The following is a 16,151-nucleotide window of genomic DNA, read 5'->3' as shown; positions in this document are numbered from 1 at the left end:
AGTGTGATAGGACCAACATTCAAGACGTTTGTGTTTCGAATTTAGTCGCAGTTACAAACGATTCCACGTGTTACTAAAGATGTTGTATAGCGCCGTACATCATTCTGTAGCCGGTTTGCTTTTAAATAAATATTTTTATTTTATTAGGAAAAATCGCTGAGAATTTATAGTTTGTTTCTATTACCCATACGGTGAACTGTTTTCTTGATGGCTACCTCAATTTTGTCTAAATCTCACCATCTCCCAAGCTGTATTTGATTTTCTATTTGGCGCATAAAAAACAGGCTGAATTAATCAACCTGCTTCTACTACCAAATATGCAATTTAGCCGGAGCGCTCGCGCCTCGTGAACACAAAAACACGAGACGTATGCTTTTTAATTGCAGCACATCTCGTGTTCTCTTTGACTCCTCTTTAAAGCTTACTTGGCCGCATGACCATGCCATTTAGGAAGATGGGTAAAGCTGTGCATCTTGGTATACGTTCGATGGCTATTCCAGTCCTTATCAAAGAATAGATTGCTAACCGTCAACGTCTTATGTGACTTACTTAGCTTAACCTCGAAATAGTCATAGTCCCCACTCTTCGGATAAGGGTTATCTTCGGCTAAATACCAGTGTCTAGCCCCATCTTTATAATAACTGACATGCTTATAGATTCCTAATCCTTCAGCCATGGAAGCTTTGACCCAAAAACTATGTTTCGTTCCGTGAGCGTAAAGAAACTTGGGATAACCTTTCGGATAGCCATCTCGGCCAGTCCCCCGTTTGATTTTACTCCGCCAATACTTACCTACTAATTGTTTGGGCATCCCATTCGTATAACGTACCGAAGCACTTGCCACCTGGCCCCCAGTAAGGGTTAGTCCAAGTACGGCGATTGCCATAATGACGATTTGTTTCACGCGCATCTAATCCATCTCCATTAATCGTTGTTTGAATTTTTTGCCTGTAATTGAGACTATCTTTTAACGACCTTGTATTTAGGCAAGTGAATATAACTGATCTTAGTAAAGTGACCCGTGTCTAGCGTCCCGAACGAGGCGTAGATTTTAACCCGCGATTTCCCATAAGGATGCAGACTGAATTTATCCATCCCCTTGGCTCCCGGATATGTATAAATAATCGTCTTGGCGTGCGTCTTATGCTTTAGCTTGGCATAGCCTAGCTCCGAAGAATATCCGGATCTTTTCAAAATTCGCTTAGCCTCACGAAACGAAATGGCTTTCGTCGCCGCGCTGGCATTTGTAGGCGCTGTGATGCTAGTTTCTGTGACAACACCTAGTAATAATCCCAAAATGACAATACCAAGTAACCGACCAATTTTTCCTAATTTCATGACACATCATCCCCGATACTTAAAATTTTTAACGGTTTAAGTATACGTCAACGTGTTGTTCTTTGATACATCAGGTAACAGAGTGTTTTTCCTTGCAAACCGACTTACGTATAGCACCAAAATTCCTATATTTAATTTCAAAAAAGGTGTATCCCTTTTACTGAATTGTCCCCTCGTTTCAAACCTACCACCGTCCGCGTCTTCCAGCACAATCGTGTCCTTGTCACCCCGCTGCTTTAGTTCTACAATAATGAGTGATTGCCGATACATAAGCTAGCAACCGAGATACATCGGAGATTATTCAAGTCGTTTTTAGGGGTAATGGGAGGAAAATCATTTATGAAAAAAGTTATGCAGGCGTTAATGGTGTTGGGAGTTGGGGCTGGCGTTTTAGGGGCAGCCAGTGTCACAGCTTCCGCGAACAGTCAGTATTCAGCGGCTCGGTCCAAGTCCGTCCGGTTGGTTTGGCGTAAAAGCATGAAGCGTCATGCCCTGATGGCCACTACCGGGGCGCGTTATTCAAAGCACCTGGGAATTCGTTATAGTAACAATGACGTGACCCCAACCGTTGTCTGGTATACGGATGCTCACGAAAAATTGTATGAAAAGAACAAGGGTGTTAATGCTATTTATTATCACGTCAAGAGTGGCGATGGAACCCTTCAAGGTTGGATTTGGCGGGGCTATTTAACATCAGCCACTGCTAAAAAGCCAGCTTCATCTACGGTGACAACGCAGACAAACCCAGCTGATCCAGCAGAAAATTTGCCAATCGCGAATGAAAACACCCTGATTCAAGAAATCTTGAGCTTATTCCCAGGCACAACGGTCGACCAGAAGTTGTCTAGCCAAGCGGGTAGCGTCGTTTACACTGACGATGGTGAGCAATCGCCAACGGTGCCAGCCGGTGAAACCTACATTCACTTGAGCAACTCATCGACGACCATGGACACGCAAAATTACCAAAACCTGTTGGCGCAGGCTGGCTATCCTGCCGCCAAACGGGCCCAGTACCACGGCTGGCACATTGGTGTCCGCGTGCAAACCGAAGATGGTTATGGCGAAGGCGTCAATCAAGGCGACGCGGCTATTTTCTTGGCTCCAGCAAAGTAATTTAAAATTTGCGAATTTAAGATTGTTTTTGAAATCTCGTTAAATAAATGAACGTCAAATAGGGACTAGCCCGCAGTTGTGGGCTAGTCCCTATTTGACGTTCTCGACTATCTAGCTAGCGTCGGCGTCTTCCGTCACAAACGTGTGCTTGTCGTCTAACACATACTGAAATTCAACGGCGTTGAGCATTAGGCTTGCCCGGAACAGCGCCTTGATTCCCTGTTCATTACTCATGACCACGAAGAATTCACGATCCGTGCCACTAACGCGTTGGAACGTTTCGTACTCACCCTTGAATCCTTCTTTTCTAAACAGTGCAATAATCTTCATCATTTCAATTTGTGATACTTCTTTGTCTGCCAAATTCAATCTCTTTTCTCTTTATGGGTTAGTTGCGAATTATCTATACTGATAGCCAGTTTCAGGCCACGAAAAAGCCGCCCCCCATGTGCGAGGCGGCTTCGATTCAGAAGGACTACTTGCCCAACTTCGTCTTGTTAGTCATGTTTAACTTGTCATCGAAGTCGTAGACAACTGGTTCACCAGTAGCCATTTCGAGGTCCATGATGTCATCGTCGGAGATCCGTTCGATGTACTTGCTTAAGGCACGCAATGAGTTCCCATGAGCGGCGATGATGACGTTCTTACCGTCGAGTAACTTAGGAGCCACTTGGTCTTCCCAAAATGGCATTACACGCTCCAGGGTAACCTTCAAGTTTTCACCACCGGGTACGATGTTAGGGTCCAAGTTAGCGTAACGTGGGTCCTTAACAGCTGAACCTTCAGCGTCTGCATCCAAAAGTGGAGGCAAAACATCGTAAGAACGACGCCAGATGTGGACTTGGTCATCGCCGTACTTTTCAGCGGTTTCCTTCTTGTTCAAACCTTGCAAAGCACCGTAGTGACGTTCGTTCAAACGCCAAGTCTTGGTTTCTGGAATCCAAAGTTGGTCGGATTCTTCCAAAACGTAGTGTAACGTCTTGATTGCCCGCTTCAGAACTGACGTGTAAGCGTAGTCGAACTTCAAGCCAGATTCCTTGATCTTGTTCCCAGCTGCCTTAGCTTCTTCGACACCCTTTTCGCTTAAATCAACGTCAACCCAACCAGTGAACTTGTTTGCCAAGTTCCATTCACTTTGGCCGTGGCGAATCAATACTAATTTTGCCATCACTTATAACCTCTTTCTGTCGTAGAATACTTTGTCATTTTACACCATCTAGCCGCGAATTTCAGCTAAATTGTGTGGTTCTTTACATGAAACCGTTTTCTTCTGTGAGAACTCTCAGAGCGCCCGCAACCTAACAAAAAGTGGCGCTCACCATTTCGGCTGCGCCACGTTCATTTACTCTTTTTTATCATTATTCGGGCCGTAATTGCGCCGAATTTCACGTAATTTTTGCACATCCACGTGGGGTGGCTGATGCAGGCCATGGACCGGCCGGACACCCAGGATATCCAGGAAGAAAGTGAAAATTGGCACCCCGACGATCAGGCCCCAAACGCCAAACAGTTGCTCACCCGCTAACAACACCACGAAGGTGTAGAAGATGGGGAGTTCCGTTCTGCTCGACATGAATTTCGGATTCAGCACGTAGGCCTCCAGCGCGTGGACCACGACGATCATCACTAGGATGTAGACCACGTAGCGGAACCCGCCGACCGAATACCCCAGAATCGTCAGTGGCACCACGGATACGATGACCCCGGCCACTGGAATCAGGCTCAGGATGAAAATCATAATCGCCAGCGTTGACAGCTGCGGCATCCCCATGAAGGCCAGCACAATCGTGGTAATCACGGTGTTGCACAGGGCAATGAAGAATTGCGCCTCCAGCACGACCCCAAACGTGTTCACGAACTTGGTTGCGAAGAATTTGATATCCTCAAAGAACCAGCCATACGTACTGGTCAGGAAGCGTTTGGAAAACTCACCCATCTGCTTACTTTCAATCGTGAAGAAGAAACTCAAGATCATTGACATAAACAGCGTCGCCCCGAACGAGCCAATCGTGGAAACGTACGTCAGGACTAGCTTGGCGCCATTTTGCAGCTGGCTCACAATGTCAGACGTCTTGATGTAGTTCGCCACGTAACTGATGATTTCGTTGCTGTCATTTTTCGGATTCTGATAGAACTTAAACAACTGTTCAATCCCATGCATCGACGAATTTAAAATCTGTGGTAAATAGGTCGTGACCGCCCAATACAGGCCGCCAATGATGACGACGTAGGTCACCGTGACAATCAACGCCGGCGGTAATTTAACGACCTTGCGCACCGCCTTGACCAACTGCAGCACCAAAAACGTGAAAATAAACGTCAGTAGAATCATGTTCATTTCCGCTCTGATCAGCCACAGGACAAAGATAATCAGCGCCAGCACCGTAAATCGCCGGAGCCGGACATTTTCTACGAAGCGTTGCCATACACTCACTTGTGAATCTCCCCCATCCATTCAATAGCTTTATTATACCGTATCTCGCCAGATTCCCTAGCAGTTTACCTGGAAAATATTCGCTGGCTGACGAGTTCTGTGAAACCATGCCGCCTGCGGCCTCCAGGTACGCCACCAGCTGTGGGGCCCGCTTCCGGCCTGAGGAGCGGGCCTCCAGCTCGCTTTTAAGCCGCGAAGCCCACGCGTCTCAAAAGTCGTCCCGTGCTGTAGGGCCGAGAAGCCCGCTCGGTCCAACACCACCGACACAGCAGGCTCTGTACCTGGCTGCCTCCGGCTCAAGTTGGGTGGTTCCCATCGAAAATATTTTGGCCCATAAATGGCTACGTCCGGCATTCGTTCCCGGCGGCGGGTTCAACCTGCCCTGCTTTGGGGCCCGGTTTCAGCCTGAGAAACGGGCTTCCACCTCGCCTTGAAACCTCGCCAAAAACCGCGAGTTTCCAAGGTCGGCCCATGGCCTAAGCTGAAATAGCCCCTTCAGCTAATGCCATCGACACAGCTGTTCAGGTTGACCCGCCTCTGGTCACTCAGACTGGCCAACTCGTTTACTGTGCTGGAACCAAATTCGGCTTTTAAGCTGATCACACACTAGACTTAACTAATAGACATCACACGTAACCCTGATTAACGACTCAGATTGAATTAACGTTGAACAACCTGACAACCCAAGGAGGGACACTAGTTTATTTCGCCCTTAAAACCAGTCCAAGCCGTGAGGGCGGGGCAAATAGGCTCAGCCGGGGGATTTATAACTAGTCAGCAAAGCTGACTAATTATAAATGGCGACTTTGAAACTCGTGATTTTCGAGGTTCAAAGCGAGGCTGAAGACCGCTCTTTGGCTTCAGCCGTCCTGCCCCCAGCGTTCCGGCCTATTTGCCCCGCCCGGTAAGGCGCTGACAAAGACCAGTTTCAAGGGCAAAATAAAAACTTCTGTCCGCGATGAACAGAAGCCCTTACGTATGCCGTTTCGTTTTCGTTATGCTTCGACTCCCTCTAAGACTGCCGACCGCTGATTGCTAAAGGTCAGTTGTAAGTCGTCCAAGGCCAGCGCCCGGTGAATGATGGCCGATGCGCCACCCATCAGTGAGGCTTCCTTGGAGTTCTTGGTTAACAGCAAAGGTGCTTTTCTTAAAATTTCTAACTTGCCCACGTAGTCGCGCACCTGATCCATCAGCTCTGGCAACAGCTCCAAAATGGGGGCGTTGACGATGATGGCGTCTGGGGCGAACGTGCTGGACAGGTTGCCCAGGACCTTGCTCAGGTAGTAGGCAAACTCGTCCAAAATGGACAACAGTTCTGGCCGGTGACCCAGGTAGTCGCGCCGAATTCGGTTGACGTCAACCCGGTCAATGTTTTGGTAGGCCATGATTCGTTGCAGCACGTTCCCCTCCGCAACGTAGTGGTTCACCGTTTCCATATTATCTTCTTTATACCGGTCAGCCAACGGACAGTTACCGATGTTACCGGCCTCGCCGTTGTGCCCCCGATACAGGTGACCTTCCGTAATGATTCCGGCCGAAACTTGATCACGAATCGTAACCGAAATCAGGTTTTGATAAACTCCTTCACCGGAAAAGTCCCGTTCGTAAATCGCGGACTCGTTGGCCAAGTTTTCCAAGACCACCGGCACCTGGAATTTATCGCTAAAGTATTTTGCCAAATCAAAGTTCTTAAAGCCCTTCAGTGAGGCGCCTAAAATCTGATTCTCATAAATCGTGCCATCCAAGCCAAATGCGATACCTAATAACCGGGTCTGGCTTGCCGCCATGATGTTGGCGATGCGTTCGTCGATCATATCTAACACGGACGTCAGATCAACGTCTCTGGTCGACACGCTTTCGTAGTTCTCGGACCGCCCGTCCAATCTGCAAGTGATCATTGAGAAGCGAGAACGTAAAATGTTGATACTGATGACATAACCATACCCCACGTTTAGTAATGCCATAACGGGCTTCCGCCCACCATTCCGGGTGCTTACTCCGTGACCAACCTCACGGATCAACCCTTCATGAAGTAACTGACTATAAATATCCGAGACCGTAACCTTATTCAAACTAAGATTTCGTGATATCTGGCTCCGCGAAATCGGGCCAGCATTCACAATCTGCTGCAAAACCTGTTTCTCATTGGTGGTGCGCATAATGTGTTTGTTGATAATCATAATTTTCTTGATAACGTGCCCCTAAAATAGCTTGTGGCGATTCGGGAATCAAATCAGTTTAGGTTGCCCCATCCCCCAAGATTGGTGCTCACCCGCTATTTGCGGGGGTCGCGTTACCTAACCCCCCTTGTAGATTCTGATTCTAACTATATAGTAAATCCTCCTAACGAATATAGCATGGAAAACGACTCGTGAATTTTTTGGCGGTTTTTGCGGGAATATTCCAGACAAACCGCGTGCCTATTGGGATACAGCTCGCGAAATCACTAAATGTGTTAGTCATTTAGCCAATCAGTTGATTAACCGATTTGTTTACTAACCTACCTTACATGTCAAGTTTTGTCCTTCAATCGTTGAATATGGTAAGGTTTCTTACTTAATCGACTTAACTCTTTTTGCATTAATCCATTATGGCGGTCGTTGGATTCACTCCACCTGCGGCCTCTGGACATTCCGTCTGCTGTGGGCTAAACAAGTCCTCGTCAGCGCCTCCGGGGCGGTGAAAATGAGACCGGAACGCGGTGGGCGCCCGTCTGGAGCCGAAGGGCGGTCTCCAGACTTACTTTGAGCCGAAGACCCCGTCTCAAAGATAGCAGTTCCCTAAGCGGCCCAACCCGCCACTAAGGGAACTCCCACGGCTAAGCTCATTTTCACCACCCCTGCGGCTGACACTGGTTTAGCCCATGGCCACCATGGTCCAGACAACAGTGATTACCATGTAAAACAAAAAGAACGTCTCGCACCAACAATAGTCGATGCGAAACGTTCTTCCCAAAATTAAATTATCGTATTCATTAAAGTCTATGCCAGCCCACCGTCACGAACAGAACCTGAAGTCGCCACCTTGGTGGTCGAACCCCAATATCAGCCGTGAGGGCGGGGCAAATAGGCTCAGCCGGGGGATTTAATGCTGGTCAGCTCTGCTGATTAGCGTTAAATGGTGACTTTGAGACGCGTTCTTCGGCTCAAAGCAAGTTCCGAGACCACTCTTCGGCTCGGGACGTCCTGCCCCCAGCGTTCCGGCCTATTTGCCCCGCCCGGTAAGGCGCTGGCAAAGCACAATCTGGTCTTCGACCACCAAGACTACTTCAGATACTGTTCCGTGTACTTGGTGAGGGAGATGCCCTTCTTGCTGGCCGTTTGTAAGGCGACCCGGACGTCTTGATCACTCATGGCGTCTGCCTGGCCACCGGCCGCGTTGATAGTCTTGCGGGCACTGGTGATTTGGCCGGCCGTGATGGTCTTGCCGTCCAATTCCTTTTGCTTTTGCGTGACCGTGTATTCGTTGCTACCGGAATAATTGTTGGCCGCTGACTGTTCTGACGACGTCAATGATGCGCTGGAACTGTTGGTGGCACCGGTGTTGTTGCTGCTGGAAGCCGCTGACGACGAGGAACTGCTACTGCTGTCACTCGAGGCTGCCGACGTTTGACCGGCATTGTTGGCCTTGCGCAGGGCTAAGGCTTGATCGTACAAGTTCTTGTAGTACTTCTGGCGGAACTTAGCATTGTTGAAGAGCTCATCCAACGTGGTGTTTGATTGCCCGTAGTTCAACGCTTGGTTCTGGCCCGAAGCCGTCTTCAAAATCTTCTTAAATTGTTTAACGTTGGCGCGAATTCCCTTGACCAATTTGGCCTGGGTGGTGGCCCGCTTGACCAGTACCGTGGACGCGTTGGTCGTGTTCTTGACCTCGGCATAGTGATCCGCTGCGCTAGCGAATTTCAAATCGTCCAGCGCATTTTCCGCTGACACGAAGCGTTGCGTTTGCGTTAAGTAGCGTTGGGCTGGCTTGTCGTTCAGCCGCCGCTTTAAAGCGTTTTGGAAATAACTTTCCGCTTGCGTGTAATGTTTATCTTGAATGGCAGTCCGACCGTTGGCCATTGCCGCTTGGTACTCTTTGGCTGTCGCGTGATGATTGGAATACGCGTACCCGCCAATCAGCAGTGCCACAACGATTGTTGCCACGACCCATACCCATTTTTTCAAATGAAAGACCTCCGCTGGTTAATTGTATCTCCATTATACCATGCAAGCCGAATGAAACCCCCAATTTTACCGCGGACTAATCGCAAATTAATGTTAACCGCTTTCACCAAGTCTCCCCTTACCCTTTACCCCCTTAAAGGCGTATAATGACCAAGTGAATTTTATTTTCTTTGTGTCCAAATTCAAACCTAGAAAACCGGAAAGGACCCCTGTCATGCTTGAAAAAACATTTTACAAAACGTTTCTGAGTCACACCTTCAACATCCCCGTTCGCGTTAACTATTGGGACGGGACTTCCGATGTCTATGGGACTGGCACTCCCGACATCACGATCACCTTCCACGAGGCCATTCCGGTCAAGGAAATCTCCCGCAACGCGTCCATCGCGCTGGGGGAAGCCATCATGGACGGCACCATCGAAATCGATGGGAGCATCGAAGACTTACTGACGGCCGCTTACGAAAACGCCGACAGTTTCTTCCACAATAAGAAGTTCATTCATTTCTTACCTAAACAAAAACACACGGAAAAGGAAAGTATCACCGACGTTCAAAACCATTATGATATCGGTAATAATTTCTACAACTTATGGTTGGATGACACCATGACGTATTCCTGTGCCTACTTCAAAACGCCAGAAGATAGCCTGTACACGGCGCAAATGAACAAGGTCCACCACATCATCAAGAAGTTGAACCCGCAACCGGGCAAGACGCTCTTGGACATTGGTTGTGGCTGGGGTACCTTGATGTTGACGGCGGCTAAGGACTACGGTCTGCACGTTACCGGGATCACGTTGAGCCAAGAACAATACGACTACGTGAACCAACAAATCAAGGACCAAGGCCTCGAAGACGTCGCCGAAGTTCGCCTGGAAGACTACCGGGAATTGGGCAACGAACAATGGGATTACATCACTTCCGTTGGGATGTTCGAACACGTTGGCCAAGAAAACTTGGGCCAATACTTCGAGTGCGTGCAAAAGTACCTGATGAACGACGGTGTCGCCTTGATTCATGGGATTACCCGTCAACAAGGTGGGGCCAACAATGGGTGGTTGAACAAATGGATCTTCCCAGGTGGCTACGTGCCCGGCTTGATTGAAAACACCACGCACATCATCGAAAGTGGCTTACAAATTGATGACATGGAACCCCTGCGCCGTCACTACCAAAAGACGGTGGAAATTTGGGATGACAACTTCAACGCCCACCGCGATGAAGTGACCAAGATGTTTGACGAAAACTTCGTGCGCATGTGGGATCTTTACCTGCAGGCTTGCGCGGCTTCCTTCAAGTCTGGTAATATTGACGTGATTCAGTATTTGATTTCGAAGGGCCCTTCTGCCCGGATGCTGCCAATGACGCGGGACTACATGTACGATGAGACCCACGACAAGGTCGCTAACTAATTCAAATGACTCGGGTGACCGCGGATCACTCGACTAAAAAAACACCTGCTAACCGGATTGATCACCGGTTGGCGGGTGTTTTTTGCGTTTAACTGGTTTGTCCCTTCGCCTCCAGGCTGGTGAAAATGGCCTGGAACGCTGGGGCGGACGTCCAGAGCCATGGAGCGGTCTCTGGACTTACTTTGAGCCTCATAAAACCGAGTCTCAAAGCTACCAATTCAGTAAGCGGGCTCGGCCGCTTACTGAATTCCCACGGCTTAGGCCATTTTCACCAGCCTTGCGGCTAACACTGGTTGAGACCCAAACACCCGCCCCTTCTCCATTGTGAACATGCAACTTTGAAAATATAAGTACCTAGTTTTTACAACTAGGTATACGGACCTTGATAACGTATTTTCATCAGGTGAGCCTGTCTCTTCATAGTTCTCGAAACCATATTTTCACAAAGCTTTTAATATGGATATTGTGAAAACGACGACTTATGTAATCGTTTCATTTGCCGTTTAATTACCATTCATCCGAATTTTAAATTAGTGAAGTGATGGCCCTCAACCGTTGTTTGTGATTTTCAGTTCTCCTTTTTTTGACTCGGTTTTCATGATAAACTCTGGGTACACAATTAAATTGTGCCTACTAAAAGAGTAAGGAGACTTCATATGATTACGGGGATTAAGCAAGCGATGTTACTGACGGCAACTCTGACGCTTGCCGCCGGCGGGGAAATCAGTTCGCTGGCCGCAACCAAAACCATTGGCAAGCTCACGCAGGTGCGGGTGACCAAACACGCCGTGGCCGGCAAAACGACCAAGAATGCCAAGGTCCAGCTCTTCGACGCTCGGGGGAAGTCGTTGGCGAGTGGGCGGACCAATCATCTTGGCAAGTTCAAACTCAGCTTGAAGCATCAAAACTTGGGGAAGTTGAAATTCAAGCTGGCGGCCACGAAACCAGGTTACCGGTCGCGGACGTTTACCAGTCAACAGATCAAGAAAGCCATCACGCAGGCGTTAGCTAACCAGGTGGCAAGCACGCCAAATAAACCAGCATCAACGAAGCCAGTGAAGCCCGCCACACCGGCGCGGCCCACCTCACCATCAACGGGGAACCATCGACCTGGCACCAGCGGTAATTCTGGGGGGAATGCCGCGGATACTGGGGTCAACGTATCCAAGCTGGTTCTAGCTAAACGTGCGGAAGTGGCCGCGGCTAAAGCGGAATACGTCCGGATAACACAGCAGTTAGCGCCCACATCCAATCGAATTAAAGAATGCGGCGCTATCATCCTTAACCAAAGAGCCAATCGTGACGTCGTCAAAAAGGATTTGGCCGACGCCATCGCCAAGCAAGATGCAGCGAGAATCCAATCAGCTAAGCAGGAGATTGCTCGCATCAATGCTACCATCATCGCGGCACAGGACGAACGCGCTGAGTTGTACAAGTACCTGATTCCATTGGAAGATGCGCGGACGAAGCTCAGTAGTCTGATGGATGAATTGGCTTCATTAGATAAGACCTATGTGCCAGAGGAGATTAGGTAAGCAACACACTATTTTGGGGGAAAAGAGGACGAAGCACACGGTGGGGGCTGTGTGCTTTTTGCTTTGGTCTCCCCTATTAGCTGACTCATATCCGTTTAGCTATTTTTACATACCTTTTTATTAATTTTCGACACAACTGTATTTATTGTGAAAACGTGTGGCCCCTGGATTGCCGTCGCTATTGGTGATTTGCACGGCTAATCGTATGAACCTTTTTGATTGATTTTCATCTCCGCTTTTGCCGGGGTGACCCCCATGCTATAGTAGCTTCAACCAGCAGAATAGTTGGCCAACTCAGTTATAAAGGGGATTATATTGAAGATGGATATGAAGAAGATTGTTATGGCTGCCACGTTGCTTTCGATTGTTACCGGGGGAGAAGTTAGCGCCCTAGCTGCCAAGACCCAACACTCTGTCGCTAAGATTACGCACGTTAAGGTCACGAAGCACAAGGTCACGGGCTACACGACCGCCCAGTCCCACATCAAACTAATGAAACTGAAGCACGGGGAAAAGGTTTCGGCTACTGCCAACAAGCACGGCAAGTTCACACTGAAAGTTAAGAGCAACAACCTGACGAAGTTGAAATTTAAGCTGAAGGCTACTAAGACTGGCTTGAAGGCCCGGACTTACACGCATAAGGTTAAGAAGGCTGTGCAGTCGATTGATGATGGCGCTACTACTGAGACGCAGACCGCCCCCCCTGCTACTGTTAAGCCTGATAGTTCTAGTGCGGATAAGAAGCCTGAAAAGAAACACGATACTCCTAAGTATGTCGTCGTTGACCAGTCATATAGCTCGTCCGTCAAAACAATCACCCGAACTCTTAAGGATGCTCAAAAAAAGATTGATGATATCAAAAAAGAGCAAGAGAAAATCACCGGCCACACAACAGAAATCAATAGTCTTGGCGACCAGATATCTCAAAAGACCGCTGCCATTTCTGCCCTAGATCCAGATAAGAAAAAAGCAGAAATTGACACGCTAACTAAAGATAAGGAGGCATTAAGCAAACAAGTTACAGACTTAACTGCAAAATATGCAGGTGATGCCAATAAGTCAGAACAATTAAAAAAGGAACTTAGCGCTGCACAGAGCACACAAAGGACCCTCAAAGATGAACTCGAGGACCTATTAGAGATTGCATCAAACTAAACCCAAGGCGGAGTTGTAAATGACTCCGCTTTTGATATATACCAAATAAATACTGTTCATACAAACTTTTAAATAGCATTAATTAAATTTTCAATCTTCGCCTAATCACCATAACTTACCACATAAGCATTTATCCGTGATTTTCATCTCTTCTTTTGCTGGTCTACATTTCATGATATAGTAATTTCACCAACACAACAGTTGGTAAAAACAGTTATAAGGGAGATTATATTTGTTATGGATATGAAGAAGATTGTTATGGCCGCTACGTTAGTCTCAATCGTTACTGGTGGAGAAGTTAGTGCGCTAGCCGCTAAGACCCAACAATCCGTTGCTAAGTTTACCCACGTCAAGGTCACTAAACACAAGGTCACTGGTTATACGACAGCAAAATCCCACATCGAACTGCTGAAGCTGAAACACAGAGAAAAGTCTTCGACAACTGCCAACAAGCATGGTAAGTTCACACTTACGGTTAAGCACAATAACCTCACGAAGTTAAACTTCAAGCTCAAGGCAACCAAAGCGGGATTAAAGGCACGCACTTATACCCACAAGGCAAAATCAACCAACAATGTGGGATCATCAACATCAGACTCACATCCAAACAAACCAATAACACCTTCTGAAAGCTCAAACCTACAAGAAAAACCAAACAAGCCAAGTATTCCAAGTCACCCAAACAAGCCTGGGAAGCCTGGGAAACCTGGTATTCCCGGGACAACTACCCCAAGTGGCAACACTACGACCGAACCTGGAAAACCTGGCACTCCTGCACCAACTATCCCAGGTGGCAACACTACGGCCGAACCTGGACAATCCGGCACTCCTGCACCAACTATCCCAGGTGGCAACACTGCCTCTAACGGTGATGTCAACGTATCTACGCCTACTAATAATGATAAAAAGCCAGTCAATCCAGTCGCCCCTGCCGAACCTACCCCAGCCCAACCGGGCGAATCGAACACCACTAATCCAGATAAGAAACCTGTTCAATCAGAAACCAAAGACCCCAACGCATAATCCAAGCAATCAAAAAAGGCGGAGCCCAACAGCTCCGCCTTTTACATACAACAAATCAATTTAATTTTAACCCACGTCACGCAATAAACATGCTCAACAAGAACACGGCTATCAAGCCGACGATGACCGAGATGGCCATGGAGCGCGTGCGGTAGGCAATGATGACGACGATAACCGCCGCAATCATTTCGGAAAAATGGTTAAAGATAATCTGGTAACTGGCACTGTCGATGAAGACATCCTTCACGACCAGCGCGGTAAATAATGAAACCGGCACAAACTTCATCCATTCGTTGAACCATTCGGGAATGGCCCGCTTCGTGAACAACATTAAGGGAATGAAGCGCGGCACGAAGGCAACACAAAAGCCGAGAATGATCAACCAAAAGTGTTGCGTACTGTTCCACGTATTAACTGCATTCATATAGCGTCTCCTGTATCCTAATCAGCGTCCGATTCACTCTCCACGGTTGACTTCTTCGACCCCGGACTGCGAAGTTTCCACAGCCAGTGGCTATCTGGCAAGCGTTTGCGCAACGTCGTCTCCAGGAAGAACCCAATCAATGAAGCAATAATCGTCGAAATAACCAGCCCTAACGTACTCTTGGTGAGCATCATGCAGAGCGCTGCCAACACCCCAGAAATCAGGCAAATGACAATCGTCAAACGGTTCTTGATCTGCATCACGATCATGTACAAGAACAACGCCGTTAGCGCAAAGTTCACGACTCCCAGGTCAATCTTCAGCGCACTACCGATCAAACTCCCGATAATGTTGCTGACGGCCCAGAACAGCAAGGAATAGTGCTCCACCATCAAGGCTTCCTTACCCGTCCACTTTTTATCCGTGGCAAATTTTAAGTAGTTTATGGCGTAATTTTCATCGTTTAAAGAAATCGCAAACGCAAATAAAAAGCGATTGGATTGGCCTTTTAAGTAAGGCGATAAACTCGAACTCAGTAATGCATACCGTAATTCCAAAAAGAACAACATCAAAACAATTGAAAGTAGTGGGGAATTAATGGTCAACATCGTGGCAATTAAAAATTGTGCCCCACCAGAAAAGATCAATATCGAAACTAATCCAGTCAGTAAGGTATTGAACCCTGCCGCGTGTAGCAAAATCCCACAAGCCAGCCCAATCGGAATGTAACTCAAATTAAGGGGCATGGCTACCCGCAGTGTCGACCGCCATAAGGGTTCATTGGGGTCCGGCACCTGCTTGGGGTTTGGCCGTCGTTTATTCAAGAATGTTTGCCTCCGTCGAATACTCTGAGATATGAAGCAAGTTAATGGGTTTACATGATAAAACCACACGATGATATTTTAACATGTTTCACGTCATTTTCATATAACAGTTGTGATATTTAGCAAAGGTCAGCCCCGTTACCCCCTCGTTTGATTAAAGGTTTGTGAAAAAATCCAGCGAATTTTCATCGTTTCCTATTCCGTTAAATGCTTGCCGTAGACTTCCAAATCGGCCGTGAAGCCCTGCATGTCAGCAATCGCTGGCAAATGGCCCCAGTGCTCGTAGCCGTGCTTTTCAAATAAATGGCGACTGGCCTGGTTGTGCCCAAAGATCCGCGAAATAATCGTCGTCAGTCCCAGGCGTTTTCCGGCCCTCTCAGCCCATTCTACGGCTTGTCCACCCAAGTGGTGGCCCTGCGCCTCAGACGCCAAATACAGGGCAATTTCTGCCGTTTGCGCGTAGGCTACGCGATCACTATAGGGCTCCAGCCCGACAAAGCCAACAACCTGGTCATTTTCTACGATGACCCACAACGGAAAGTGGTCCGCAGAGAACTCCCGGAACCACGGTTGGCGCTGGGCGACCGTCATCGGCGTCAGGTCGGCGGTACTTCCCTTGGTGGCAATTGCCTGATTATAAATCGCGACCACCCGCGGCTGATCAGCGGTCGTGGCTAACCGAAACGTGACTGACATATCCATCCCTCATTTCTCTCAATAAAATCGAT

At 48.0% G+C, this 16,151-nt stretch carries 15 protein-coding genes; 5 read left to right on the top strand and 10 right to left on the bottom strand.

The features are described 5' to 3' along the window. Nucleotides 1–421: 421 nt before the first annotated feature. Both ACEPST_RS07650 and ACEPST_RS07645 read right to left on the bottom strand, forming a co-directional pair. A complete protein-coding gene (locus tag ACEPST_RS07650) occupies nt 422–910 on the bottom strand; it encodes a hypothetical protein (RefSeq protein ID WP_204121277.1) in 489 nt (162 codons plus the stop codon). A 50-nt stretch (nt 911–960) separates the two neighbouring features. Next, nucleotides 961–1,338 (bottom strand): hypothetical protein, encoded by a 378-nt coding sequence (locus ACEPST_RS07645; RefSeq protein ID WP_204121278.1) that lies wholly within the window; start codon nt 1,336–1,338, stop codon nt 961–963. A gap of 339 nt (nt 1,339–1,677) precedes the next feature. On the opposite strand from ACEPST_RS07645, the gene ACEPST_RS07640 reads away from it, so the two are divergent. Next, on the top strand, nt 1,678–2,451 hold the full coding sequence (locus tag ACEPST_RS07640; protein WP_204121279.1) for a hypothetical protein: 774 nt from the start codon (nt 1,678–1,680) through the stop codon (nt 2,449–2,451). A gap of 111 nt (nt 2,452–2,562) precedes the next feature. Here ACEPST_RS07640 and ACEPST_RS07635 read toward each other — a convergent pair whose 3' ends face one another. The 5 genes from ACEPST_RS07635 to ACEPST_RS07615 all read right to left on the bottom strand — a co-directional run bounded on the left by ACEPST_RS07635 (nt 2,563) and on the right by ACEPST_RS07615 (nt 9,051). Continuing rightward, nucleotides 2,563–2,814: a hypothetical protein gene (locus ACEPST_RS07635; protein WP_125763775.1), complete on the bottom strand. Its 252-nt coding sequence runs from the start codon at nt 2,812–2,814 to the stop codon at nt 2,563–2,565. Between the two features lie 112 nt (nt 2,815–2,926). Beyond that, nucleotides 2,927–3,619 carry a 2,3-diphosphoglycerate-dependent phosphoglycerate mutase gene (locus ACEPST_RS07630; RefSeq protein WP_125763795.1) on the bottom strand — a complete coding sequence of 231 codons (693 nt, stop codon included), beginning with the start codon at nt 3,617–3,619 and terminating at the stop codon, nt 2,927–2,929. Nucleotides 3,620–3,793: 174 nt separating this feature from the next. Continuing rightward, the gene (locus ACEPST_RS07625; RefSeq protein WP_395390631.1) at nt 3,794–4,885 is read right to left on the bottom strand and encodes an AI-2E family transporter; all 1,092 of its coding nucleotides are present in this window, start codon (nt 4,883–4,885) and stop codon (nt 3,794–3,796) included. 995 nt (nt 4,886–5,880) lie between these two features. After that, nucleotides 5,881–7,065, bottom strand: coding sequence for an ROK family protein (locus ACEPST_RS07620; RefSeq protein WP_125763799.1), 1,185 nt, complete (start codon nt 7,063–7,065; stop codon nt 5,881–5,883). A 1,083-nt stretch (nt 7,066–8,148) separates the two neighbouring features. Continuing rightward, complete coding sequence (locus tag ACEPST_RS07615) at nt 8,149–9,051, bottom strand: hypothetical protein (RefSeq protein ID WP_204121281.1); 903 nt, start codon at nt 9,049–9,051, stop codon at nt 8,149–8,151. A 214-nt stretch (nt 9,052–9,265) separates the two neighbouring features. On the opposite strand from ACEPST_RS07615, the gene ACEPST_RS07610 reads away from it, so the two are divergent. The 4 genes from ACEPST_RS07610 to ACEPST_RS07595 all read left to right on the top strand — a co-directional run bounded on the left by ACEPST_RS07610 (nt 9,266) and on the right by ACEPST_RS07595 (nt 14,175). Next, on the top strand, nt 9,266–10,462 hold the full coding sequence (locus tag ACEPST_RS07610) for an SAM-dependent methyltransferase (protein ID WP_204121282.1): 1,197 nt from the start codon (nt 9,266–9,268) through the stop codon (nt 10,460–10,462). Between the two features lie 656 nt (nt 10,463–11,118). Then, on the top strand, nt 11,119–11,997 hold the full coding sequence (locus tag ACEPST_RS07605; protein WP_204121283.1) for a hypothetical protein: 879 nt from the start codon (nt 11,119–11,121) through the stop codon (nt 11,995–11,997). A gap of 327 nt (nt 11,998–12,324) precedes the next feature. Further along, the gene (locus ACEPST_RS07600) at nt 12,325–13,152 is read left to right on the top strand and encodes a hypothetical protein (RefSeq protein ID WP_395390629.1); all 828 of its coding nucleotides are present in this window, start codon (nt 12,325–12,327) and stop codon (nt 13,150–13,152) included. A 201-nt stretch (nt 13,153–13,353) separates the two neighbouring features. Continuing rightward, a complete protein-coding gene (locus ACEPST_RS07595) occupies nt 13,354–14,175 on the top strand; it encodes a hypothetical protein (protein WP_395390628.1) in 822 nt (273 codons plus the stop codon). Nucleotides 14,176–14,251: 76 nt separating this feature from the next. Here ACEPST_RS07595 and ACEPST_RS07590 read toward each other — a convergent pair whose 3' ends face one another. The 3 genes from ACEPST_RS07590 to ACEPST_RS07580 all read right to left on the bottom strand — a co-directional run bounded on the left by ACEPST_RS07590 (nt 14,252) and on the right by ACEPST_RS07580 (nt 16,119). After that, nucleotides 14,252–14,599 carry an AzlD domain-containing protein gene (locus ACEPST_RS07590; RefSeq protein WP_203644283.1) on the bottom strand — a complete coding sequence of 116 codons (348 nt, stop codon included), beginning with the start codon at nt 14,597–14,599 and terminating at the stop codon, nt 14,252–14,254. Nucleotides 14,600–14,616: 17 nt separating this feature from the next. Next, nucleotides 14,617–15,423 (bottom strand): AzlC family ABC transporter permease, encoded by an 807-nt coding sequence (locus ACEPST_RS07585; RefSeq protein WP_203644281.1) that lies wholly within the window; start codon nt 15,421–15,423, stop codon nt 14,617–14,619. A gap of 195 nt (nt 15,424–15,618) precedes the next feature. Further along, entirely contained in the window at nt 15,619–16,119 is a 501-nt protein-coding gene (locus ACEPST_RS07580; RefSeq protein ID WP_203644279.1) for a GNAT family N-acetyltransferase, read from the bottom strand. Between the last annotated feature and the right edge of the window lie 32 nt (nt 16,120–16,151).

Source organism: Levilactobacillus sp. FUA 3915, assembly GCF_044053135.1.
Classification (GTDB): Bacteria; Bacillota; Bacilli; order Lactobacillales; family Lactobacillaceae; genus Levilactobacillus; species Levilactobacillus lanxiensis.
The sequence above is the reverse complement of the archived record's forward strand: the minus strand, read 5'-3'. Positions and strand labels throughout refer to the sequence as shown.

Coding starts and splice junctions, on each gene's coding strand:
- ACEPST_RS07605 (WP_204121283.1), top strand. CDS start 11,119: ATGATTACGGGGATTAAGCAAGCGATGTTACTGACGGCAACTCTGACG.
- ACEPST_RS07620 (WP_125763799.1), bottom strand. CDS start 7,065: ATGATTATCAACAAACACATTATGCGCACCACCAATGAGAAACAGGTT.
- ACEPST_RS07580 (WP_203644279.1), bottom strand. CDS start 16,119: ATGTCAGTCACGTTTCGGTTAGCCACGACCGCTGATCAGCCGCGGGTG.
- ACEPST_RS07650 (WP_204121277.1), bottom strand. CDS start 910: ATGCGCGTGAAACAAATCGTCATTATGGCAATCGCCGTACTTGGACTA.
- ACEPST_RS07630 (WP_125763795.1), bottom strand. CDS start 3,619: ATGGCAAAATTAGTATTGATTCGCCACGGCCAAAGTGAATGGAACTTG.
- ACEPST_RS07640 (WP_204121279.1), top strand. CDS start 1,678: ATGAAAAAAGTTATGCAGGCGTTAATGGTGTTGGGAGTTGGGGCTGGC.
- ACEPST_RS07590 (WP_203644283.1), bottom strand. CDS start 14,599: ATGAATGCAGTTAATACGTGGAACAGTACGCAACACTTTTGGTTGATC.
- ACEPST_RS07600 (WP_395390629.1), top strand. CDS start 12,325: ATGAAGAAGATTGTTATGGCTGCCACGTTGCTTTCGATTGTTACCGGG.
- ACEPST_RS07645 (WP_204121278.1), bottom strand. CDS start 1,338: ATGAAATTAGGAAAAATTGGTCGGTTACTTGGTATTGTCATTTTGGGA.
- ACEPST_RS07610 (WP_204121282.1), top strand. CDS start 9,266: ATGCTTGAAAAAACATTTTACAAAACGTTTCTGAGTCACACCTTCAAC.